Origin of the sequence: Streptomyces dangxiongensis (assembly GCF_003675325.1) — a bacterium.
In the GTDB taxonomy this organism is placed as follows: Bacteria; Actinomycetota; Actinomycetes; order Streptomycetales; family Streptomycetaceae; genus Streptomyces; species Streptomyces dangxiongensis.
Map to the genome: position 1 here is coordinate 735,418 of NZ_CP033073.1, position 22,131 is coordinate 757,548.

At 72.8% G+C, this 22,131-nt stretch carries 17 protein-coding genes and 2 pseudogenes; 8 read left to right on the top strand and 11 right to left on the bottom strand.

Annotated features, from left to right (window positions below; all coding sequences use genetic code 11):
- Positions 1-60: 60 nt before the first annotated feature.
- Both D9753_RS03500 and D9753_RS03505 read left to right on the top strand, forming a co-directional pair.
- Positions 61-255, top strand: a complete 195-nt coding sequence (locus D9753_RS03500) for an antitoxin (protein ID WP_121785668.1) — start codon at positions 61-63, stop codon at positions 253-255.
- A 29-nt stretch (positions 256-284) separates the two neighbouring features.
- Entirely contained in the window at positions 285-2,633 is a 2,349-nt protein-coding gene (locus D9753_RS03505; protein ID WP_121785669.1) for an ATP-binding cassette domain-containing protein, read from the top strand.
- On the opposite strand, the gene D9753_RS03510 is transcribed toward D9753_RS03505, so the two are convergent.
- The 5 genes and pseudogenes from D9753_RS03510 to D9753_RS03535 all read right to left on the bottom strand — a co-directional run bounded on the left by D9753_RS03510 (position 2,623) and on the right by D9753_RS03535 (position 8,073).
- Entirely contained in the window at positions 2,623-3,537 is a 915-nt protein-coding gene (locus D9753_RS03510) for a lysophospholipid acyltransferase family protein (protein ID WP_121785670.1), read from the bottom strand. The two genes, D9753_RS03505 and D9753_RS03510, sit on opposite strands and share 11 nt — an antisense overlap.
- Positions 3,537-4,307, bottom strand: a complete 771-nt coding sequence (locus D9753_RS03515) for a GNAT family N-acetyltransferase (RefSeq protein ID WP_121785671.1) — start codon at positions 4,305-4,307, stop codon at positions 3,537-3,539. The genes D9753_RS03510 and D9753_RS03515 overlap by 1 nt, the downstream gene beginning before the upstream one ends.
- Positions 4,308-4,706: 399 nt before the next feature.
- Complete coding sequence (locus tag D9753_RS03525; RefSeq protein ID WP_121785673.1) at positions 4,707-5,453, bottom strand: succinate dehydrogenase/fumarate reductase iron-sulfur subunit; 747 nt, start codon at positions 5,451-5,453, stop codon at positions 4,707-4,709.
- Positions 5,450-7,400, bottom strand: a pseudogene (locus tag D9753_RS03530) (fumarate reductase/succinate dehydrogenase flavoprotein subunit). The gene D9753_RS03525 and the pseudogene D9753_RS03530 overlap by 4 nt, the downstream one beginning before the upstream one ends.
- Before the next feature lies 1 nt (position 7,401).
- On the bottom strand, positions 7,402-8,073 hold the full coding sequence (locus D9753_RS03535; protein ID WP_121785674.1) for a succinate dehydrogenase: 672 nt from the start codon (positions 8,071-8,073) through the stop codon (positions 7,402-7,404).
- Between the two features lie 120 nt (positions 8,074-8,193).
- Between D9753_RS03535 and D9753_RS03540 the strand changes: the two genes are divergently transcribed.
- Positions 8,194-9,111, top strand: coding sequence for a LysR family transcriptional regulator (locus D9753_RS03540; RefSeq protein ID WP_121785675.1), 918 nt, complete (start codon positions 8,194-8,196; stop codon positions 9,109-9,111).
- A 36-nt stretch (positions 9,112-9,147) separates the two neighbouring features.
- On the opposite strand, the gene D9753_RS03545 is transcribed toward D9753_RS03540, so the two are convergent.
- The 3 genes from D9753_RS03545 to D9753_RS03555 form a co-directional block, all read right to left on the bottom strand.
- The gene (locus D9753_RS03545; protein WP_121785676.1) at positions 9,148-11,289 is read right to left on the bottom strand and encodes a putative bifunctional diguanylate cyclase/phosphodiesterase; all 2,142 of its coding nucleotides are present in this window, start codon (positions 11,287-11,289) and stop codon (positions 9,148-9,150) included.
- A complete protein-coding gene (locus D9753_RS03550; RefSeq protein WP_121785677.1) occupies positions 11,286-12,098 on the bottom strand; it encodes an SAM-dependent methyltransferase in 813 nt (270 codons plus the stop codon). The genes D9753_RS03545 and D9753_RS03550 overlap by 4 nt, the downstream gene beginning before the upstream one ends.
- Positions 12,099-12,388: 290 nt before the next feature.
- Positions 12,389-13,354: an SCO0930 family lipoprotein gene (locus tag D9753_RS03555; protein ID WP_121785678.1), complete on the bottom strand. Its 966-nt coding sequence runs from the start codon at positions 13,352-13,354 to the stop codon at positions 12,389-12,391.
- A gap of 277 nt (positions 13,355-13,631) precedes the next feature.
- Between D9753_RS03555 and D9753_RS36945 the strand changes: the two genes are divergently transcribed.
- The 3 genes from D9753_RS36945 to D9753_RS03565 all read left to right on the top strand — a co-directional run bounded on the left by D9753_RS36945 (position 13,632) and on the right by D9753_RS03565 (position 15,067).
- On the top strand, positions 13,632-13,904 hold the full coding sequence (locus D9753_RS36945) for a hypothetical protein (RefSeq protein ID WP_205614045.1): 273 nt from the start codon (positions 13,632-13,634) through the stop codon (positions 13,902-13,904).
- Between the two features lie 235 nt (positions 13,905-14,139).
- Positions 14,140-14,268, top strand: a complete 129-nt coding sequence (locus D9753_RS38600; RefSeq protein ID WP_276209415.1) for a hypothetical protein — start codon at positions 14,140-14,142, stop codon at positions 14,266-14,268.
- Between the two features lie 34 nt (positions 14,269-14,302).
- Complete coding sequence (locus D9753_RS03565; RefSeq protein WP_121785679.1) at positions 14,303-15,067, top strand: bestrophin-like domain; 765 nt, start codon at positions 14,303-14,305, stop codon at positions 15,065-15,067.
- Positions 15,068-15,235: 168 nt separating this feature from the next.
- Here D9753_RS03565 and D9753_RS37530 read toward each other — a convergent pair.
- Positions 15,236-15,625 (bottom strand): annotated as a pseudogene (locus D9753_RS37530) (hypothetical protein); the annotation flags it as partial.
- 912 nt (positions 15,626-16,537) lie between these two features.
- Here D9753_RS37530 and D9753_RS03575 point away from each other — a divergent pair.
- Complete coding sequence (locus tag D9753_RS03575; protein WP_121785680.1) at positions 16,538-17,209, top strand: class F sortase; 672 nt, start codon at positions 16,538-16,540, stop codon at positions 17,207-17,209.
- Positions 17,210-17,263: 54 nt separating this feature from the next.
- Here D9753_RS03575 and D9753_RS03580 read toward each other — a convergent pair whose 3' ends face one another.
- Both D9753_RS03580 and lysX read right to left on the bottom strand, forming a co-directional pair.
- Positions 17,264-18,109, bottom strand: coding sequence for a polysaccharide deacetylase family protein (locus tag D9753_RS03580; protein ID WP_121785681.1), 846 nt, complete (start codon positions 18,107-18,109; stop codon positions 17,264-17,266).
- Between the two features lie 92 nt (positions 18,110-18,201).
- Entirely contained in the window at positions 18,202-21,474 is a 3,273-nt protein-coding gene (gene lysX / locus D9753_RS03585) for a bifunctional lysylphosphatidylglycerol synthetase/lysine--tRNA ligase LysX (protein WP_121785682.1), read from the bottom strand.
- Between the two features lie 126 nt (positions 21,475-21,600).
- Here lysX and D9753_RS03590 point away from each other — a divergent pair, with 126 nt between their 5' ends.
- Positions 21,601-22,071, top strand: coding sequence for a universal stress protein (locus tag D9753_RS03590; protein WP_121785683.1), 471 nt, complete (start codon positions 21,601-21,603; stop codon positions 22,069-22,071).
- The last annotated feature ends 60 nt before the right edge of the window (positions 22,072-22,131 follow it).

Consider the following 22,131-nt stretch of genomic DNA (forward strand, 5'->3'; position numbering starts at 1 on the left):
AACCGGGCCGGGTCCGGTGACCCTGGGAGGGCACATCCCGAACGACGAGGAGGCTTGTCAATGTCCTTCATGGACAAGATCAAGGGCATGCTCAAGGGCCACGAGGACATGGCCGGCAAGGGCATCGACAAGGGCGGCGACCAGATCGACCAGCGGACCGGTAACAAGTACCGGTCGCAGGTCGACACCGGGCAGGACAAGCTGAGGGACGAGTTCGGCACCCCCCGCGACCCGGGCAACCCGCCCCAGGCGTGACTCGCGGGGGTGGATAGAGTTTCCCCCTGATGCACAGCCCCCATGACCCGTACGTCCGCGTCCGCGGCGCCCGCGAGCACAACCTCAAGGGCGTCGACGTGGACATCCCCCGGGACGTGCTGGCGGTGTTCACCGGTGTCTCCGGCTCGGGGAAGTCGTCCCTGGCGTTCGGCACCATCTACGCCGAGGCCCAGCGGCGCTACTTCGAGTCGGTCGCACCGTACGCGCGCAGGCTGATCCACCAGATCGGGGCGCCGGCGGTCGGCGAGATCAGCGGGCTGCCGCCCGCGGTCTCGCTGCAACAGCGCCGCGCGGCCCCCACCTCACGGTCCTCGGTGGGCACGGTCACCAATCTCTCCAACTCGCTGCGCATGCTGTTCTCCCGCGCCGGGACGTACCCGCCCGGTGCCGGCCGGCTCGACTCGGACGCGTTCTCGCCGAACACCGCGGCCGGCGCCTGCCCCGGGTGCCACGGCCTCGGCCGGGTGCACGAGACGACGGAGGAGCTGCTGGTCCCGGACCCGTCGCTGTCCGTCCGCGAGGGTGCCGTCGCGGCCTGGCCGGGCGCCTGGCAGGGCAAGAACCTGCGGGACATCCTCGACACGCTCGGGTACGACGTGGACCGGCCCTGGCGCGACCTGCCCGCCGCACAGCGCGAGTGGATCCTGTTCACGGACGAGCAGCCGGTCGTCACCGTCCACCCCGTCCGGGACGCCGACCGCATCCAACGGCCCTACCAGGGCACGTACATGAGCGCCCGCCGGTATGTGCTGAAGACGTTCTCCGACACCCGCTCAGCCACCCTGCGGGCCAAGGCGGAGCGGTTTTTGACCAGTGCGCCCTGCCCCGACTGCGGGGGCGGCCGGCTGCGGCCCGAGGCGCTCGCGGTGACCTTCGCCGGGCGGACCATCGCCGAACTGGCCGCGCTGCCGCTGACCGACCTCGCCGGACTCCTCGAAGGGGACACGGAGACCGCCCGGGTCCTCACCGGGGACCTGAAGTCCCGGATCGAGCCGGTGACCGAACTGGGGCTCGGCTATCTCAGCCTGGACCGGGCCACCCCCACGCTCTCGGCCGGCGAGCTGCAACGGCTGCGCCTCGCGACCCAGTTGCGCTCCGGACTGTTCGGCGTGGTGTACGTGCTGGACGAGCCGTCCGCCGGACTCCACCCCGCCGACACCGAGGCGCTGATCACCGTGCTGGACCGGCTGAAGGCCGCGGGCAACTCGGTGTTCGTGGTGGAGCATCACCTGGAGGTGGTGCGCGGCGCCGACTGGCTGGTGGACGTGGGTCCGGGCGCCGGCGAGCACGGCGGGCGGGTGCTGTACAGCGGGCCCGTGGCCGAGCTGGCCTCCGTCGAGGAGTCGGCCACCGCCGCGTACCTCTTCGACGAGTCCCCCGGAGCCGTGCGCGAGGTGCGCCGGCCGCGCGGCTGGCTGACCGTGGGCCCGGTGACCCGGCACAACCTGCGTGCGGTGACCGCCGAGTTCCCGCTCGGCGCGTTCACCGCGGTCACGGGTGTCTCCGGCTCGGGGAAGTCCACGCTCGTCGGCGAGCTGGCGGAGCGGCCCGCGGGTGTCGAGCGGCTGGTCCGGGTCGACCAGAAGCCCATCGGGCGCACCCCGCGCTCCAACCTGGCCACCTACACGGGCCTGTTCGACGTCGTACGCAAGGTGTTCGCCGGCACGGAGGAGGCGCGGGCGCGCGGCTACGGGGTCGGGCGGTTCTCCTTCAACGTGGCTGGGGGTGCCCCCTCCGGGGGAGGGCGCTGCGAGACCTGTCAGGGCGAGGGGTTCGTCAGCGTCGAGCTGCTGTTCCTGCCGAGCACGTACGCGCCCTGCCCCGACTGCGGCGGGGCCCGCTACAACCCCGGGACACTGCGGGTGACGTACCGGGGACGGAACATCGCCGAGGTGCTCGATCTGACGGTGGAGTCGGCGGCGGAGTTCTTCGCGGACCTGCCGGCCGCCGCGCGCAGTCTGGGCACGCTGCTCGACGTGGGCCTCGGCTATCTGCGGCTGGGCCAGCCCGCGACCGAGCTGTCCGGCGGGGAGGCGCAGCGGATCAAGCTGGCGAGCGAACTCCAGCGCGGGCGCCGCGGCCACACCCTGTACCTGCTGGACGAGCCGACGACCGGACTGCATCCGGCCGATGTGGAGGTGCTCACGGACCGGCTGCACGGGCTGGTGGACGCGGGGCACACGGTGGTGGTCGTCGAGCACGACATGACGGTCGTCGCGGGCGCCGACTGGGTGATCGACCTCGGTCCGGGCGGCGGCGACCGGGGCGGCCGGATCGTGGCGGCCGGCCCGCCGGAGCGGGTGGCCCGGGCGCGGGGCAGCGCGACAGCACCGTACCTGGCGCGGGTCATGCCCTGAGCCGCGGGCGGTCCGCCGACGTCCGGGGCACCGGGGTGGTGACCGGGCCGGCACCGGCGTACGGCCCGTGCAGGACGCCGGCGACCAGGGTCGCGTGCGTCCAGGCGGGCTCGGGCGCGGCCGGCTGGGCGGCGTGCGCGAGGGCCCGCCGGTCGGGGTGGGCGCCCGGTGGGATCACCGGGCGGACCTCCACCTCGGCGACCAGGCCCCGGGTGCGGGCCACCCGCCACAGCGAGGCGAGGAACGTGTCCTCGCCGACGAAGGCCGCCGCGGTGCCGGGTGTGCCGTCCCGCTGCCGGTAGCGCAGGCGGACCGGCTGGACGGGCACGCCCGCGTCGAGCGCGGCCTGGAAGACGGCGCGGTGGAAACGGCCGTGGGCGCGCCCGCACCAGGTGCTGCCCTCGGGGAAGGCGGTGACGGCCGCGCCCGTCCGGAGGGCACCGGAGATCCGGTCCACGGTCGCCGGCAGGGCGCGCAGCAGGTCCCGTTCGATGAACAGGGTCCCGCCGCGTCCGGCCAGGGCGCCCGCCACGGGCCACCGCCGGATCTCGCTCTTGGCGAGCAGCCGGGCGGGGCGTACCGCGGTGAGCAGCGGGATGTCCAGCCAGGAGACGTGGTTGGCGACCAGCAGCAGCCCGCCGGCCGGCGGGGCGGCGCCGGTGATGCCGACGCGCACTCCGGCGGCCCGCACGATCGCCCGGCACCACCGTCTGGTCCATTCGGCGGGGATCCTGCCCCGCCGGCCGGGGCTGCCCCAGCCGAGCGGGGACAGCACGACCCCGGCCAGCACCAGGGCCGTGAGCGCGGCGAGCCGCAGCAGCGCACGGGGTACGGCCACGACGGTCCCGGCCCGCTCCACGCAGGCGCCCGGCGTGCAGGGGGCGCCGGGCTGCCAGCCGCCCATCAGGCCGGCACGAGGGAGAGGAAGTGCCGCAGGTAGCGCGGGTTGATCCGGCGCATCGACAGCAGGACGTACAGGTCGGCGACGCCGAAGCCGGGGTCGTGCGCGGGTTCGCCGCAGACCCAGGCGCCGAGGCGGAGGTAGCCGCGCAGCAGAGCGGGGAGTTCGGCGCGGGTGACCGGGAGGCCGGCGTCGGGGACCCACGGCAGCAGGGGCCGGACCCGGAACTCGTCGGGGGCGAGGTGCCGGGCGCGGACCCGGTCCCAGGTGGCGGAGGCGAGGGCGCCGCCGTCGGCGAGCGGCACGGAGCAGCAGCCGGCCAGCCATTCGTGGCCGCGGTCGGTCATGTAGCGGGCTATGCCGGCCCAGATCAGGCCGATGACCGCGCCGTCGCGGTGGTCGGGGTGCACGCAGGAGCGGCCGACCTCGACCAGGCCGGGCCGGATCGCGTCGAGCGCGCCGAGGTCGAACTCGCCCTCGGAGTAGAGCCGGCCGGCGACCGCGGCCCGCTCCGGCGGCAGCAGCCGGTAGGTGCCGACCACCTGCCCGGTCACGGTGTCGTGGACGAGCAGGTGGTCGCAGTAGGCGTCGAAGGCGTCGACGTCGTGGCCGGGCTCCGGGCTGGTCAGCAGGGCCCCCAGCTCGCCGGCGAAGACGTCGTGCCGCAGGCGCTGCGCGGCGCGCACGCCGGCCTCGTCGCGGGCGAGGGTGACGGTGTAGCGGGCGGGTGCCGCGGGCTGCGGGGGACGGTCGAGGGTGGACACGCCGGTCATGGCACTCTCCTGGTCACGGGCCGGGTCGGCGACAGCGGAGGCGGACCCGGATGCGTACGGCCCGCCCTTCCCTGTTCTTCCGATGCCGGTTGGCGTGCGCGTGACGGGTGCCGGGAGCGCGGATGTGGGGATGCTGAACGGCGGGATCGGCCGTCCTCGCGGGCCCGTCCGGCGGCCCGGGTGTGCGGCCGGGAAAACCAGACGGGGCCGGGTGAGCACCTACCCGGCCCCGCCCGCCCGCCCGTGTGTGGGCGAACGTTCACCGAAGCGTCCCCGGGGGCGCGGGTCGCCGTGGACGGCCCGTGTCCGCCGGCCGCCCGCTGGAGACCGCCGGCCACGCCGGACAGCTCCACGGGGGGCGTCGCCGACGATCGCGGCTCCCCCCCTCCCCCTGGGGCGCTACCGCCTGACCTTCCGGGTGGCCCGCAGCCACTCCTTGTTCATGCGCGTGATGGAGACGAGCGGGATGCCCTTGGGGCAGGCGGTCGCGCACTCCCCGGCCAGCGTGCACCCGCCGAAGCCCTCCGCGTCCATCTGCGTCACCATGTCCAGCACCCGCGTCTCCCGTTCGGGCGCGCCCTGCGGCAGGACGTTGAGGTGGTTGACCTTGGCCGAGGTGAACAGCATCGCCGCCCCGTTGGGACACGCGGCCACACACGCGCCGCAGCCGATGCACTCCGCGTGTTCGAACGCGAGGTCGGCGTCGGCCTTCGGCACCGGGGTGGCGTGCGCTTCCGGCGCGGAGCCGGTGGGCGCAGTGACGTATCCGCCGGCCTGGATGATGCGGTCGAACGCCGACCGGTCCACGACCAGGTCCTTGATCACCGGGAAGGCGGACGCCCGCCAGGGCTCGACGTCGATCGTGTCGCCGTCCCGGAAGGACCGCATGTGAAGCTGGCAGGTGGTGGTGCGTTCGGGCCCGTGTGCGTCACCGTTGATCACGAGGGAGCAGGCGCCGCAGATGCCCTCGCGGCAGTCGTGGTCGAAGGCGACCGGCTCCTCGCCGGAGAGGATGAGCCGTTCGTTGAGGACGTCCAGCATCTCCAGGAAGGACATGTCGGGCGAGATGCCGTCCACCTCGTAGGTGGACATGGCGCCTTCGGCGTCGGCGTTCTTCTGCCGCCAGACGCGCAGGGTGAGCTTCATGCGTAGCTCCGCTGGGTGGGGTGGACGTACTCGAAGACCAGGTCCTCCTTGTGCAGGACGGGTGCCTGGCCGGTGCCGGTGAACTCCCAGGCGGCGGCGTACGAGAACGCGTCGTCCTTGCGGGCCGCCTCGCCGTCCGGGGTCTGGGACTCCTCGCGGAAGTGGCCGCCGCAGGACTCGGTGCGGTGCAGCGCGTCGAGGCACATCAGCTCGGCGAGTTCCAGGTAGTCGACGACGCGGTTGGCCTTCTCCAGCGACTGGTTGAACTCCGCGCCGGTGCCGGGCACCCTGATGCGCCGCCAGAACTCCCCGCGGATCTGGGGGATGCGCTCCAGGGCCTTGCGCAGTCCGCTGTCCGTACGGGCCATGCCGCAGAACTCCCAGAGCAGCTCGCCGAGTTCGCGGTGGAAGGAGTCCGGGGTGCGGTCGCCGTCCACGGCCAGCAGCAGGTTCAGCCGGTCCTCGGTCTCGGCCAGCACCTCCTGGACGACGGGGTGTGCGGTGGTGACCGGCTCCTGGTGCGGGGTGCGGGCCAGGTAGTCGTTGATGGTGGCCGGGAGCACGAAGTAGCCGTCGGCCAGGCCCTGCATCAGCGCGGAGGCACCGAGCCGGTTGGCGCCGTGGTCGGAGAAGTTGGCCTCGCCGACGGCGAACAGGCCGGGGACGGTGGTCCGGAGGTCGTAGTCGACCCACAGTCCGCCCATCGTGTAGTGCACGGCCGGGTAGATCCGCATCGGCACCTCGTACGGATCCTCGTCGGTGATCCGCTGGTACATGTCGAAGAGGTTGCCGTACCTGGCCTCGACGGCCTTGCGGCCCATCCGCTCGATGGCGTCGGCGAAGTCCAGGTAGACGCCCTGGCCGCCGGGGCCCACTCCCCTGCCCTCGTCGCACACGTTCTTCGCGGCGCGGGAGGCGATGTCCCGGGGCACGAGGTTGCCGAAGGAGGGGTAGATGCGCTCCAGGTAGTAGTCGCGCTCGTCCTCGGGGATCTCGTTCGGCGGGCGGGTGTCGCCCTTCGCCCTGGGCACCCAGATCCGTCCGTCGTTGCGCAGCGACTCGCTCATCAGCGTCAGCTTGGACTGGTGGTCGCCGGTGCGCGGGATGCAGGTCGGGTGGATCTGCGTGAAGCAGGGGTTGGCGAAGTACGCGCCGCGCCGGTGCGCCCGCCAGACGGCGGTCGCGTTGGAGTTCATGGCGTTGGTCGACAGGTGGAAGACGTTGCCGTAGCCGCCGCTGGCCAGGACGACGGCGTCGGCGAAGTACGTGTCGATCCTGCCGGTGACGAGGTCGCGCGCCACGATCCCGCGGGCCCGCCCGTCGACGACGATCAGGTCGAGCATCTCGGTGCGCGGGTGCATCTCCACGTTCCCGGCGGCGATCTGCCGGGAGAGCGCCTGGTAGGCGCCCAGCAGGAGTTGCTGGCCCGTCTGGCCGCGGGCGTAGAAGGTGCGGGAGACCTGGACGCCGCCGAAGGAGCGGGTGTCGAGCAGGCCGCCGTACTCGCGGGCGAAGGGCACGCCCTGTGCCACGCACTGGTCGATGATCGCGACGGAGATCTGGGCGAGCCGGTTGGACGTTGGACTCCCGGGCGCGGAAGTCGCCGCCCTTGACGGTGTCGTAGAACAGCCGGTGGACGGAGTCGCCGTCGTTGCGGTAGTTCTTCGCCGCGTTGATACCGCCCTGCGCGGCGATGGAGTGGGCGCGGCGCGGGGAGTCCTGGTAGCAGAACTGGACGACGTGGTAGCCCTGTTCGGCCAGGGTGGCACCCGCGGAGCCGCCGGCGAGACCCGTGCCGACCACGATGACCGTGTGCTTGCGCCGGTTGGCGGGGTTGACGAGCTTCGCCTCGAAGCGGCGCGTGTCCCAGCGTTCGTGGACCGGCCCGGCGGGGGCCTTGGTGTCGGCGACCGGTGCACCGGTCGTGTAGTCGGCGTAGGTTGTCATGTCAGCTCACCACTCCGGTCATGACGCCCACGGGTACGGCGATGAAGCCGGCCGTGAGCAGCAGCGCGAGAACGTCGGCGATGGTCTTGAGGGCGCGGTCGCGGGCGCGGCTGCCGACGCCGAGCGTCTGCGCGGCGCTCCAGAAGCCGTGCCGGATGTGCAGTCCGAGCGCAAGCATCGCGACGATGTAGATCACGTCGCCGTACCAGGTGGAGAAGGTGTCCACGACGTTCTGGTACGGGTGGCCCTGCTGGAAGCCGCCGGAGTGCACGGTGCCGGTGGTCAGGTCGAGGAGGTGCCAGACGATGAACAGGCCCAGGATGATCCCGCCCCAGCGCATGGTGCGGGTGGCGTAGCTCGCCCGGGGCCTTTTGTGCACGTACTTGCTGGGCCGTGCGTCGATGTCACGGCGGCTGAGCTGGTAGGCGGACGTGGTGTGCGCGACGACGGCCGCGACCAGGACGACCCGGATGAGCCAGAGCGTCCACTCGTAGTGCATGAAGGGTTCGCCGACGGTGCGCAGCCAGTGCGCGTAGTGGTTGAACTCGCCCGCACCGAAGTAGATCTTCAGGTTGCCGATCATGTGCGCGACCAGGTACAGCAGCATGATCACGCCGCTGACCGCCATCACCGTCTTCTTGCCGACGGTGGAGTCCCACAGCGTGCGTGCCATGGACGGTCGTCGGTCCGTCCGCGTTGCCAGTGCCATGGAACAGCACGCTAGGCCCGGAGGAGGTGATCGGTCCAAGACATGGTCCGGCTCGTTTCGATAGGCACGGGCTATGCTCGCCGTATGCAGTTCCAGCAGCTCCAGTACTTCGTGGCCGTCGCCGAGACCCGGCACTTCACCCGCGCCGCCGAACTGGTCCATGTGGCCCAGCCGTCGCTGTCCCAGCAGATCAAGGCGCTGGAGCGGGAGCTGGGCGCGGATCTCTTCCTGCGCGCCCGGGGCAACATCACGCTCACCGACGCCGGTACGGCGCTGCTGCCGCTGGCCCGGCGCATCCTGGCCGACGCGGACACCGCCCGGCACGAGGTGCAGGAACTGGCGCAGTTGCGGCGCGGGCGGGTGCGGCTCGGGGCGACACCGAGTCTGTGCACGGGCCTGCTGCCGGACGTACTGCGCGCGTTCCACGACCGCTATCCGGGCATCCGCCTGCTGATCGAGGAGGGCGGCTCGCACGACCTGGTGCGGGAGCTGGCGCGCGGCGCGCTCGACCTGGCGCTCGTGGTGCTGCCGCTGCCGACGCCGGCGCCCGCGCTGACCACCGTGGAACTGCTGCGGGAGGACCTGGTGGTGGTGTCCTCACCGGAGGCGCCGGTGCCCGGCCGGGGCGGACGGGTCCTGGAGATCGCCGAGCTGGAGGGAGAGCGGCTGGTGATGTTCCGGCACGGGTACGACCTGCGGGAGCTGACCGTCGCCGCGTGCCGCTCCGCCGGGTTCGAACCGGACTTCGCCGTGGAGGGGGGCGAGATGGACGCGGTGCTGGGCTTCGTGCGGGCGGGGCTGGGGATCGCCGTGGTGCCGCGGATGGTGGCCACCCGGGCGGGGCGGGGGCTGCGGGTCACTCCGCTGGCCCGGCCAGGGCTGCACCGGACCATCGCGCTGGCTCACCGCAGCGACGTGGCACCGCCCCGGGCCGCTCGGGAGCTCCAGCGGATGCTGTCGAACGCTGACCCCGGCGGGGGCCGGGCCGTACGGCCGCCGTGATGTGCCGCCCGGCGCCCCCGCACCCCCGTCGAGCGGTCAGCCGGTCGTGTCCACCAGGGCCAGGTCGTGCAGACGCTCGGGCGGACCGGGGCGGGCGTAGTACCAGCCCTGGGCCGTGTCGCAGCCCAGGATCCGGAGCTGCTCGGCCTGCGCGCCGGTCTCCACGCCCTCGACCGTGACCGCGAGGTCCAGGCTGTGGGCGAGGGAGACGATGCCCTCCACGATCTTCAGGTCGACGGGATCGGCGGGGAACTGCTGCATGCCCTGGGTGAAGGAGCGGTCCAGTTTGAGGATGCTCACCGGGAGGCGGCGCAGGTTGGCCAGGTTGGAGTAGCCGGTGCCGAAGTCGTCCAGGGCGATGTCGACGCCCATCTCGGCGAGCCGGCGCAACGGTTTGAGCAGGTCGTCGTCGGCGCCGATCAGGGCGGACTCGGTGACCTCCAGGCACAGCGCGTCCGGGGTGACGCCCGCGCGTTCCAGGATGTCGACGGTGTCCTGGACCAGACCGGGATGGGTGAGCTGGCAGGGCGAGAGGTTGACGTTGATCCGCAGCGGGCCGGCGGCCTGGCCGGCGTGGCGTTCGCGCCAGGCGCGGGCCTGGCGGATCGACTCCTCCAGCACCCAGCGGCCCAGCGGCACGATCAGGCCCGTGTGCTCGGCGAGCGGGATGAACCGGTCGGGGCCGAGGACGCCGTGCTGCGGATGCAGCCAGCGCACCAGCGCCTCGGCGCCGCGCACGCTGCCGTCGCCGAGGTGGACCAGCGGCTGGTACTCGATGAAGAACTCGCCGCGTTCCAGGGCCGTCGGCAGGGCCGTGGTCAGGCCGTGCCGGGTGATGGCGCGGGCGTCGGCCTCGGGGTCGGCGAGTTCCGAGCGGTTGCCGCCCGCCGACTTGGCCCGGTACATGGTGATGTCGGCGCTGCGCAGAACCTCCGCCGCGGTGCGTTCGCCCGCCGGGCCCTCGACGATGCCGAGGCTGCCGCGGACCAGCAGGTCGCGGCCGTCGATGCTGACCGGGGTGACCAGCGCGTTCATGATGCGCTCGGCGAGTTCGTCGACCTCGTGGGCGGTGCCGGGGCCCGTGGTCAGGGCCACGAACTCGTCGCCGCCGAGCCGGGCGACCATCTCTCCGGGCGCGGTGGCGCAGGACTGCAGCCGGTCGGCGACCTCCACCAGCAGCCGGTCGCCGGCCGCGTGGCCGAGGCTGTCGTTGATGGTCTTGAAGCCGTCCAGGTCGAGGTAGCACAGGCCGAAGCGCTGGCCCTCGCCCGCGTTCAGGGCCTTCTCCAGCCGCTCGAAGAACAGGGTGCGGTTGGGCAGGCCGGTGAGGGCGTCGTGCGTGGCCTCGTAGCGCAGCCGGAGGTTGAGCAGCCGGCGCTCGGTGGTGTCCTCCATCAGGGCGAGCTGGTACTGCGGGTTGCCGTCGGCGTCGCGCAGCAAGGAGACCGTCAGGTTGGTCCACAGGACCGTGCCGTCGGGGCGGTTGAACGCCTTCTCCATGTGGTAGTGCTCGCGCTCGCCGCGCACGAGTTCTTCGTAGAGCCGCCAGGTCTGCGGGGCGTCCTCGGGGTGCACCCAGTCCTGGACGCGCCGGCCCCGCAGAGACTGCGGGGAGGCCCCGAACATGCGCAGCAGCGCCTCGTTGACCTGGAGGACGGTGCCGTCGAGGGCGGCGATGCCGATCCCTATGGCCGCGCCCTCGAAGACCGCGCGGAAGCGGGCCTCACTGGCGTGCAGGGCCTGCGCGACCACGCCCTGGGCCTGCAACGCGGCCTGGGCGATGGCCTCCTGCTCGGCGAGGGTGCGTTCCCGCAGCGCCTGGGCGTAACCGGCGGCCATCGCGTGCTGCAACCGTGAGGAGCGGATGCGCAGTTCGTCCTGGACGCCGTCCTCACCGCAGTACAGGACCAGGTAGGCGTCGACGCACTCCAGGGTGCGGGTGAGCGCCTCGGGGTCGGTGCAGTGCGCCCCGACCAGGGCCGCGCCGACGGCCTTCGCCGCGTCCGCGTCGAAGCTGCGGGCCCGCAGCAGTCCGCTCAACCGGCGGGCCAGCGGCAGGAGTCTGTCCTCGAACTCGGGGCGGGTCAGCGAGGTGGAGGTGACGGGGAAGACCGCCCGGCTCCAGATCGTCGTCAGCCGGCGGAGTCTGTCCTCCGGCCCGTCCGGCTCCGCGGTCACGCCGTACGCCCCACGCCGGCGAATCCGGAGAAGGCATACGGGTCCTCGTCCTCGGGAGCCGAGTCCGGGCGCCAGTGCGGCATCGGCACCAGTCCGGGTTCCACCATGTCGTACCCCTCGAAGAACCGCGCGATCTCCTCGCGCGAGCGCATGATCAGCGGATTGCGAATGTCCTTGTACACGTCCACGGCGCCCTCGGCCCGCTCGGCGGGCAGCGGGATCCCCTCGTACGAGGCGTGCGTGAGGATCAGCAGGCTGCCGGGCGCGAGTGCCTCGCGCAACTCGGCCACCGCAGCGTACGGGTCGTCCGCGTCTTCCACGAAGTGCAGTATGGCAACGAGGAGGAGGGCCACTGGCCGATTCAGGTCGATCAGCCGCTCCACCCGGGGGTGCGAGATGATCTCCCGCGGCTTGCGCAGGTCGGCGGCGACCACGTCGGCGTCCTCGTGGCCCGCCAGGACCGCCTCGCTGTGGGCGACGGCGACCGGGTCGTGGTCGACGTAGACCACGCGGGCGCCCGGTACGGCGGCTCCGGCCACCTCGTGGACGCTGCCGAACGTCGGGATGCCGGAGCCGATGTCGAGGAACTGGGTGATGCCCTCCCCGGCCGCGAACCGCACGGCCCGGCGCATGAACGCCCGGTTGGCCTGCATGATCTTCGGCAGGCCCGGCATGAACTCCATGGCCTTGCGTGCCGCTTCCCGGTCTACCTCGAAGTTGTGCGAACCGCCCAGGTAGTAGTCGTACATCCGTGAGACGCTCGGCACCGAGATGTCGATGCTCCGTGGGGCCCAGGCGGGACGCTCCATGTATGTCTCCAAAGCGTGGACAAGTGTAGGCGATCCGGTGTTCGAGCTGAGGCTACTGATCGCCCGCCAAAGGAGCGACCTGAAACGGAAATTGACCATCCGTTCCCGGTCACTGCCTGCGGCAAGTGCCCAAGTGGTCCCGCTGTGTCACGGCTTGCGGCAGGCGCCGTCACGGCCGTCGCCGTTGCCGCAACGCACACAAGGGCCCGCCCCCTCCGTACGGTGCGGAGGGGGCGGACCTTCGGTCGTGGCGCCGGGCCGGGCGGGACTATCGACCCTGGGGAGGTGATCTACTTGCCCGGCGCGCCGACCGGCTTGCCGTCGGGCGAGACGGCGTACCAGGTGCCGCCTACACCCTGACCGTTCGTGTCACCCGGGGCCTTGTCCCCGGAAAAGGTGTAGATCGGCCAGCAGTTGACCGACATCTGCCGGACGCCGTCGGGGCGGGTGAAGGGCATCAGGCCCTTCTTCTTCACGCCCTCCGTGTCGTCCGCGTTCACCGGACCGACGGCCGGCCACTTCTCCAGGCAGGCGCCCGTGCAGTTGGAGACGGACTTCGGCCAGGCCTGGTCCTTCAGGAAGCGGTAGACCGTCATACCGTTCTTGTCCACGACGACCTCACCGAGCTTGGGGTCCTCGCGGACGGACAGGCCCGGCAGGTCGGACACCTTGGCCTTCTTGCCCGTGGGGGCCAGCGCGAACCACTTGCCGCCCACGCCCTGGCCGTTGACGTCACCGGAGTTGACGTCCTTGGCATAGCGGTAGGCGGGCCAGCCGCCGACCGTGAGCTGCTTGGTGCCGTCGGCACGGGTGACCTCGCCGAGCAGCGCCTTGTCGATGCCGGCGCCGGCACTGGCGTCGTCGGCGGGGACCGGCGGCCAGGTGGTGGCGCAGCTCCCGGCGCAGTTCGAGCTGGGCGGGTTGGCCGTGTCCTTGTCGAACCGGTAGAGGGTGAGACCGGAGCCGTCGGTCAGCACGCTGCCCAGGTCGGGGTTGCTCGCCACGGTCAGCTTGCCCGCGGGTGCCGCCACGGTCGGGGAGCTGGAGGCCTGGCTGCCGTCGGCGCCGTAGCCGTTGCCCGCGGCGGTCGCGGTCCCGGCGCCCGGGCTGCTGTAGTCACCGGCCGCGGCCGTGGCCCCGACGTTCTGGGCCGCCGCCGCCGGTGCGGCGCTGTTGTCCTGACCGCACGCCGTCGTCAGCGCCAGCACCGAGGCTGCCGTGGCCACCAGTGAGGCGGTCCGCCAGGAGGTCTTCATCCGTAACTCCCCAATATCGTCTGGATATTCGCGGCGCCTGCCGCGCCACCACACGACCATGGGTACGCGGCACGGGGGCCGCAGCGTTCAACGGCGGCCGGAAATTCTTTCCGGGCGCCGCGACGCGCCCGGCCCGCCGAAGACTCGTACAGGTGTGCGCATCTCGGCAGCCGGACCCCTTCCGCCGTCAAACCATTGATCACACCATGTCCCCCTTTCGGAGCATTGTGGGCGCACAACGGCGCACGACGGCTCCTCACACCCCATGATCTTGATCGTGCATGGACCCGAAGCGACCCGATGCGCACCCACCACGAGGGTGTGGGCCCTGTTGACGCTGACCTGGACCCTGGTGGGCTGTCCGGGCCGGCAGCGCGTCGGCCGATGCCTGCGCGTCCGCCTCGACCGGACCGGGCGGCACGGTGGTGGTCGCCCACGCCGGCGGCCACCACTGGCCGGACCCGCCCTGCCCCACGCCGCCCCCGCCACCGTGCCCGCCCACACCCACACCCACGCCGACGCCGACTCCCCCACCGCCCCCGCCGCCTGAGCCGACGCCCACGCCCCCACCCCCACCGAAGCCGACGCCCCGGCCGCGCCCGACGCCCACCCCCACGCCGATGCCGACGCCGCCCAGGCCGCGACCGCCCGCCCGGCACGTTCCGGCTCGCCCGGCTCCTCCGGCTCCCCCACCGGCACCGACGCCCGCCCCGCCACCGCCGCCGAAGCCGAAGCCCGCACCCGAGCCGGCACCCACTCCCACGCCACGGCCCACGGTGACGCCGGTGAGCTACCCGGCGTACCACCCGCACCCCGTCAGCCATCACGCGCGCGGCCACACCACGCCCGTCACCTACGTCCTGCTCATCACCGTCCCCGCGATCGTCGCCGTCGCGGCACTGCGCCCGCGCTGACGCGCCGGCCCCGCTCACCCTGTGGAGGCACCAGTTGTCGGATTGGCTTGTTCTCGTCCTCGCGATGCTGGGGGCCTGCGCCGTGGTGGTCGTCATCACGCTGCTACGGCACCGGACCGCGGCCGAGGACGAGGACCCCAGCGAGACCCCGGACGTCATCGAGTACATGACGATGTGGATCGGCGTCATCTACGCCATCGTCCTGGGCCTGGCCATCGCGGGCGTGTGGGAGGCCCGCAGCGCCGCCCAGGACTACGTGCAGTCCGAGGCCCAGGCACTGCACGAGATCTCGGAGCGGGTCCGGGTCTACCCGCCGGACGTCCGTGACCGCGTCCGGGGTGACATCGACGCCTACATCGGCTACGTCGTGCACACCGAGTGGGCGGCGATGGCCGACGACGAACAGGTCACGGACCGCGGCGCGACCCTGCTGCACAAGGTCCGCGAGGACGTCACCGACTACCGGCCGCAGAACGACTTCGAGGCCCAGACCTACCAGCCGCTGCTGGACCAGCTCGCCGCGGCCGACCAGGCGCGCAACGCGCGTGCCGACTCCACCGGCGCCACCATGCCGTCGGTCGTGTGGTGGGGGCTGATCGCCGGGGGCCTGATCACCATCGGCATGGTGTTCGCGCTCCAGATCCGCCGGACCGGGCGCGAGCTGGTCCTCGCGGGGCTGTTCTCGGCCACCATCGCGTTCATGCTGTTCCTCATCTGGGACCTCGACGCCCCGTACAGCCGGGGCATCGCGGTGACCGCGGAACCGTTCCTCAACCTCTTCCCGCACATCACCGGATAGCCCGCCGGCCGCGCGCACGGTCCCTGTCCGGCCGCCGTCGCCGGGGACGGCCCCGGCGCGGCACGACAGGCCTTCGCCCCCGCTCCCGTGGGGGACCGGGGCGGAGGCCTGTCGACGTGCGCTGTGCCCGGCAGCCGGGACCGACCCGTGGGTCGGCGGGCCGGGGGCTCAGACGTGCTTCTCGTGCCGGCGGCGCAGCCAGAAGGCGCCGCCGCCGATCACCGCCGTGGCCACCAGGCCGCCGCCGATGGCCATGTCGGTGGGTGTCGCGCCGCTGGACCTGCCGCCGCCGAGACCGCCCTGCACGCCGCCGATCACGGTGAAGGCCGCCGGGCGGGTCAGGGTGCGGCCGTCGCAGCGGACGGTGATGTCGTACCGGCCGGGACGGGCGTCGCGGTCGATGGTGGCGACCCCGCGCGCGGTGTCGTCGCGGAACGAGGTCAGCGGGGCGGTGCCGAAGGCCCGGGAGGTCATGGTGCCGCCCCGGCAGCCGTTCACGGTGACGGTGAGGCGGCCCCCGGCGGCGATGACGCCGGGTGTGGCGACGATGTTGCGCGGGCCACCGAAGTCGTCCCCACGGCCGTTTCCGTTGCCGAAGCCACCGTTTCCGTTGCCGAAGCCACCGTTGCCGTTTCCGTGCCCGAAACCGCCGTTCCCGTTCCCGAAACCGCCGTTCCCGCGGCCGTTCCCGTTCCCGTTGCCGTTGCCGTTGCCGTTCCCGAAACCGCCGTCCCCGCGGCCGTTCCCGTTCCCGAAGCCACCGTTCCCGTTCCCGTTCCCGAAACCGCCGTCCCCGCGGCCATTCCCGTTCCCGTTCCCGAAGCCACCGTTCCCGTTCCCGTTCCCGAAACCGCCGTCCCCGCGGCCATTCCCGTTCCCGTTCCCGAAGCCACCGTTCCCGTTCCCGTTCCCGAAGCCACCGTTCCCGTTCCCGAAGCCACCGTTCCCGTTCCCGTTGCCGTTCCAATTGCCGTTGCCGTTGCCGTTCACGGTGCCGGTTCCCGGGACGATGACGGTGGTGTCGGTGCTGCTCGGCCCGCCCCCATTGCCCATGCCGTCCGCGACGGCCACGGGGGCGGCGAGCCCGAGCGCGGCGACCGCGGCGCACGCCGCCGCGAGGGCACGTTGGTTTCGCATGTGATCCTCCGCGGAAGGCGCCCCGGGTCCCGTTCCCGGTGGATCGGCGAGAAAGCACCTCCCGGACCGACCCTCCGACGTGCGGAACACGCCCGCACGTCGAGAATGGTCCGTCCTGGTGAGCCGACACGCCGACCGATATCCACACAATCTGATATTGACGCAGGTCACAGGCCATCAGAAAAATCCTCGGAACGGCAACTCGGATGGCGCACCGGAAAGCCCGCGGGCCACCCGTTCGCCTCTCGCCCCGTCGCCCGTCGCGCACGCGGGACTTAGCGTTTTGCCATGTGCGAGGGACGTGGTGCCGACAGCGTGGAGAGGGGTTGGCGAATGTCTGCGTCCAGGCTGTCCGAACTGGCCGAGGAGGAGGAACGGCGCAGGAAGCGTGCCCCCTGGGGGGTGATAGCGCTGGTTCTGCTGACCGGCCTGGCGCTCATGCGCAACGGTTCCGGCGAGTTCGACGTAGGGCCTCCGCAGCCCGCGTCCGCGGCGGCCCCGGACACCAGCGCCGCTTTGGAGACCTTCGCCGCCGCGCCCGTCACGCTGCCGTTCTCCGCCGTCGACCGGGTCCGGATCCCCGCCATCCAGGTGGACGCGCCGGTCGTGCCGGTCGGTCTCGACGCGGACGGCTGGGTCGCCGCGCCGCCGCCGGAGAACCCGGGCACGGCCGGCTGGTTCACCGGTGCGGTCTCCCCCGGCGAGAAGGGCACCGCCGTCGTCGTCGGCCACGTCGACAACAAGCAGGGCCCCGCCGTGTTCTACGGTCTCGGGGCCCTGAAGAAGGGGAACCGGGTGGAGGTCGTGCGACAGGACGGTAGGACCGCGGTCTTCGAGGTCTACGGGGTCGAGGTCTTCGAGAAGAACAACTTCCCCGGCGACCGCGTGTACGGCTCCAAAGGGACGCCGGAACTGCGGGTCATCACCTGCGGCGGCGGTTTCTCCAAGCAGAACGGCTACGACGGCAACGTGGTCGTCTTCGCCCGCCTGGCCTCGGTCGGCTGAGCCACCGCGGCCCGGCGGGCGGACGGCCGGAGTCCCGGCGTCGCCGGGCGTCCGTCACATGCGCCGGGGGGGCACCGTGAGGTGATATCCGGAGTCCAGCAGGTACGGCAGGTACTCGCGGATCGCGCGCACGCTCTGCGAACGGTCGCCGCCGGCGTCGTGGGAGAGCACCACGACACCGGGGGCGGCACCCTGCACCACCTGCTCGACGATGGTGTCCGTGCCGGGTACCGTCCAGTCCGTCGTGTCCACGGTCCAGGCCATCGGCTCCATGCCCATCTGCGCGCCCAGCTCGAAGGCGGCCCGGTTCCAGGCGCCGTAGGGCGCGCGGAACCACTGGGGGCGCTCGCCGTAGGTGTCCTCGATGACGTCGCTGGTGCGTTCCATCTCGGAGCGGATCTCCCTGCGGCCGAGGGTGGTCAGCAGCGGGTGGGTCCAGGTGTGGTTGCCGACGACGTGGCCCTCGTCGGCCATCCGGGCCAGCAGCTCCCTGTTCTCGACGACGCACTCGCCGCACACGAAGAACATCGCCCGGACGTGGTACTTGGCCAGGGTGTCCAGGATGTGCGGGGTGTAGTTCGGGTTGGGGCCGTCGTCGAAGGTCAGCATCATGCGCCGGCCGTGTCCGGAGATCCGCACGAAGGGCTCCTTGCGCACCTTGAGCTTGCGGGGCGCGGCGCGCGGCGGACCGTATCCGGTGAGCGGCTGGAGCCGGAAGGCGGAGGGCTTGAGCGCCTGGCGGGCCTGCGGGCCGGCGACGGGGTCCGCGGTGGTCCGGGCCGCCTCCCCGACGCCTCCCGCCAGCAGGGCGCCGGCGGCACCCGCGGCTCCCGCGGCTCCCAGAGCGGCGGCGCCTGCCAACAGCATCCGGCGCCGTGTGGGCAACTGATCCTTCTGCATGACTCATCAGTCGCCCCGCCGGGCTCCGGCGCACCACGACGCCACCGGTGCGGCGGCCGGATTGCACCCGGACAGCCGAGCGGGCGGTGCGCTCAGCGATGCCGGACGAGCGGGAAGGGCAGCGTCTCGCGGATGGTCAGGCCGGTGAGGAACATGACGAGCCGGTCGACGCCGATGCCGAGGCCGCCGGTCGGGGGCATCGCGTACTCCAGGGCCTGGAGGAAGTCCTCGTCGAGTTCCATGGCCTCCGGGTCACCGCCGGCGGCCAGCAGGGACTGCTCGGTGAGCCGGCGACGCTGTTCGACGGGGTCGGTCAGCTCCGAGTAGGCGGTGCCGAGTTCGGTGCCGAACGCGACGAGGTCCCAGCGTTCGGCGAGCCTCGGGTCGGTGCGGTGCTGCCGGGTCAGCGGGGAGACGTCGGTCGGGAAGTCCTTGTAGAAGGTGGGCTGCTCGGTCCGGTTTTCGACCAGCCGCTCGTACATCTCCAGGACGATGTCGCCGGGTCCGTCGTCGGGCGTGTACGGCACCCCGGCGCGGTCGCACAGCCGGTGCAGCCGCAGGAGTTCGGCACCGGGGCCGATGTCCTCCCCGAGTGCCTCGGAGAGCGCCCCGAACACCGTCTTCACGGGCCACGTCCCGGAGATGTCGTACTCCCTGCCGTCCCTGCGGGCGACCGGGGACCCAAAGGCGGCGGTCGCGGCGCCCTGGATCAGCTCGCGGGTGAGGTCGAGCATGACGTCGTAGTCGGCGTGGGCCTGGTAGGCCTCCAGCATCGTGAACTCGGGGTTGTGCTTGTGGGAGACGCCCTCGTTGCGGAAGGTGCGGCCCAGCTCGAAGACCCTCTCCAGGCCGCCGACGCACAGCCGCTTCAGGTACAGCTCGGGGGCGATGCGCAGATACAGGTCGAGGTCGTAGGCGTTGATGTGGGTGGTGAAGGGACGGGCGTTGGCGCCGCCGTGGATCTGCTGGAGCATCGGGGTCTCGACCTCCAGGTAGCCGCGCTCCAGCAGGCCCTGCCGGAGGGCCTGGACGGCGGTGGAGCGGGCGCGCACGACGGCGCGGGCATCGGGGCTGGTGAGGAGGTCGAGGTGGCGGCGGCGGACCTTGGCCTCGGGGTCGGTGAGGCCGCGCCGTTTGTCGGGCAGCGGGCGCAGGCATTTGCCGGTGAGCTGCCAGGTGGTGACGAAGACGGTGGGTTCGCCGCGGTCGCTGGGCCGGGCCTGGCCGGTGGCGGTGATGTGGTCGCCGAGGTCGGTGTCGGCGGTGAAGCGGTCGAGGTCGGGGCCGGAGCCGTCGCGGGTGAGGGCGATCTGGTGGTCGCCGGACCAGTCGCGCAGCACGGCGAAGACGATGCCGCCGAAGTCCCGGACCAGCATGACGCGTCCGGCGACGGTGACGTCCGTGCCGGGCGGTACGTCGGCGAGGGCGTGGGAGGGGGCGGTGGTGGCGACCGGGTAGGGGTCGGTGCCGGTGGCGCGCAGCCGGTCGAGTGTGTGGTGCCGGACGCGGACCTGGTCGGGCAGGCCCGCGTCCGGGGCCGCGGGCCCGGCCCGGTCCCCTCGGTGCGGGCCGAGCGCCGTCAACGACGGCAGCGCCCCGGTGGTGGCGGGCCGCTGCCCGGCCCTCGGGTGCCCCTTTCCCCAGAGTTTGCGCAGGGACGGTACGGACACGAAACCCTCGGCGATGCCGGAGGCCAGGCCGATGCGGGCGAGGGAGGCGGTGTCGGCGTAGCAGATGAAGCGCGGGTACCACTCGGGGTGGTACTTGGCGTTGGAGCGGTACAGCGCCTCCAGTTGCCACCAGCGGGAGAAGAACAGCAGCAAGCGGCGCCAGAGCCGGAGGACGGGTCCGGCGCCGATGCGGGCGCCCTCCTCGAAGACGGACCGGAAGACGGCGAAGTTCAGGGAGATCCGGCGTACGCCCAGTTTCGGGGCGGCGGCACACAGTTCGGCGACCATGAACTCCATCACCCCGTTGGGGGCGGTCCGGTCACGGCGCATCAGGTCCAGGGAGACGCCGTCCCGGCCCCAGGGGACGAAGGAGAGCAGGGCGAGGAGCCGGCCGTCGTCACCGAGTGCCTCCACGAGCAGGCAGTCGCCGTCGGCCGGGTCGCCGAGCCGGTCCAGGGCCATGGAGAAGCCGCGTTCGGTCTCGGTGTCGCGCCAGGCGTCGGCCTTGCGGACGATCTCCTCCATCTCCGCCGGGGTGAGGGCGGCGTGGCGGCGGACCCGGCAGGTGGCGCCGGTGCGGCGCACCCGGTGCACGGCCTGGCGGGTGACCCGCATGTCGCGGCCGTCGAGGTCGAAGCCCGGGATGCGCAGGATCGCCTCGTCGCCCAGTTGGAGGGCGCCGAGTCCGGCACGGGCGTAGGCGCGGGCGCCGTCCTCGGAGGCGCCCATCACGGCGGGCGCCCAGGCGTACCGGCGGGCCAGGTCCAGCCAGGCCGTGATGGCCGGCGGCCAGGCCTCCGGGTCGCCGACGGGGTCGCCGCTGGCCAGGCAGACGCCGGTCTCGACGCGGTAGGTGACGGCGGCCTTTGAGCTGGGCGAGAGGACGACGGCCTTGTCGCGCCGGGTGGCGAAGTAGCCGAGGGAGTCCCGGTCGCCGTACGCGGTGAGCAGGGCGCGGATGCGGGCCTCCTCGTCGCCGTGCAGGGCGGCTTCCAGGCGCTGGGAGCGGAACAGCGTGGCCGCCGCGTTGAGCAGGGCGAGGGCGCCGAACAGGCCGAGCGCGAAGGTGACCCGGTGCGGCGGCCGGCCGTCGAAGGAGCTGTCGGAGACCAGTCCGCCGCACACCCGGTCGGCCGCCCAGGCGAGGTGCTGGCCCGCCGGGAGGGTGCCCGGGAACAGCACCACCAGCCCCCAGCCGAGCAGGATCGCCACGGCCAGCCCGGCCAGCAGCACGGCGAGCGCCCGGCGCACGGCTCCGCGGCGGGAGGCGGCGTAGAACTCCCGGCGGGCCGCCAGCAGCAGGAGCAGCAGCAGCGCGCACAGCACGAGGGACGGCAGTGACTCGGCGTACAGGCCGACGGCCGCGCCGAGCGCGTCGGTGAGGACGAGCAGCCCGAGGTAGACGACGACCAGCCACCAGGCGACCTTCTTGCGGGCGGCGGTGGCGCCGGCCAGCAGGAACAGGAAGACGGCGTAGGCCAGGTTGGCGCTGATGGGGACGAGGAGCAGGTCGAGGGTGCGGACGACCGGGCGGAGCAGGCGGCGCACGGGCGCTATGAAAGCGAGCAGGGCGCACAGCAGGCCGAGGGCGGCGAAGAGGGTCCCGAAGGCCTCCGGGACCCAGCCGAGGCGCCCGCCGGCGGGCAGGCTGGCCGGGGCACCGCTGCGTGCGGCGGGCCCTGCGGTGGCAGTCATGGTTCCGACTGTAGGAAGGGGCGGCACGGCCCGCGCGTCGAGCGGGCCGGCGCCGCACGGTGGTGCGGGCCGGGCGCGGAGCCCCGCGTCTCGGCGGGAGGGGGCGGTTCCGATAGCCTCACGGCCGTGACGGAACAGCACGAAGAGCGCTCGTACCAGTTCGAGCGGGGCACGGACGGGCCGAAGGTCGTCCTGGTCGGGGTGGACGGCTCGGAGTCCTCGATGCGCGCCGCCGCGTACGCGGGGGGACTGGCCCGGCGCCAGCACGCGCTGCTCGCGGTGGTGTACGTGCAACCGGTGCTCGCGGCCGGCGCGGCGCTCGGGGCGCCGGTGGCGGAGACCACCGACGAGATCGCCGACGAGCTGGTGGCGCAGATCCGGGAGGCCGCCGAGCGGGTCAAGGGGATATTCGAGGTGCGCTGGGAGTTCCACACCTTCCGCGGCGACCCGTACACCGGTCTGGTCACGGCGGCCGACGAGCTGAAGGCGGACGCGGTGGTGGTGGGCGCCTCGGAGCAGGCCGGGCACCGGCTCATCGGTTCGGTGGCGGTCCGGCTGGTGAAGGCGGGACGCTGGCCGGTGACGGTCGTACCGTAGCGGCGGGGTGCCGGCCGTCGACGGGCAGACGTTCCCGTCGCCCGCCCGCGAGCTGCCGCC

Excerpts from the sequence above, each read along its gene's own strand:
- D9753_RS03575 (WP_121785680.1), top strand. The coding sequence starts at position 16,538 with ATGTCTGCGTCCAGGCTGTCCGAACTGGCCGAGGAGGAGGAACGGCGC.
- lysX (WP_121785682.1), bottom strand. The coding sequence starts at position 21,474 with ATGACTGCCACCGCAGGGCCCGCCGCACGCAGCGGTGCCCCGGCCAGC.
- D9753_RS03515 (WP_121785671.1), bottom strand. The coding sequence starts at position 4,307 with ATGACCGGCGTGTCCACCCTCGACCGTCCCCCGCAGCCCGCGGCACCC.
- D9753_RS03510 (WP_121785670.1), bottom strand. The coding sequence starts at position 3,537 with ATGGGCGGCTGGCAGCCCGGCGCCCCCTGCACGCCGGGCGCCTGCGTG.
- D9753_RS03550 (WP_121785677.1), bottom strand. The coding sequence starts at position 12,098 with ATGGAGCGTCCCGCCTGGGCCCCACGGAGCATCGACATCTCGGTGCCG.
- D9753_RS03505 (WP_121785669.1), top strand. The coding sequence starts at position 285 with ATGCACAGCCCCCATGACCCGTACGTCCGCGTCCGCGGCGCCCGCGAG.
- D9753_RS03540 (WP_121785675.1), top strand. The coding sequence starts at position 8,194 with ATGCAGTTCCAGCAGCTCCAGTACTTCGTGGCCGTCGCCGAGACCCGG.
- D9753_RS03535 (WP_121785674.1), bottom strand. The coding sequence starts at position 8,073 with ATGGCACGCACGCTGTGGGACTCCACCGTCGGCAAGAAGACGGTGATG.
- D9753_RS03525 (WP_121785673.1), bottom strand. The coding sequence starts at position 5,453 with ATGAAGCTCACCCTGCGCGTCTGGCGGCAGAAGAACGCCGACGCCGAA.
- D9753_RS03580 (WP_121785681.1), bottom strand. The coding sequence starts at position 18,109 with ATGCAGAAGGATCAGTTGCCCACACGGCGCCGGATGCTGTTGGCAGGC.
- D9753_RS03500 (WP_121785668.1), top strand. The coding sequence starts at position 61 with ATGTCCTTCATGGACAAGATCAAGGGCATGCTCAAGGGCCACGAGGAC.
- D9753_RS03555 (WP_121785678.1), bottom strand. The coding sequence starts at position 13,354 with ATGAAGACCTCCTGGCGGACCGCCTCACTGGTGGCCACGGCAGCCTCG.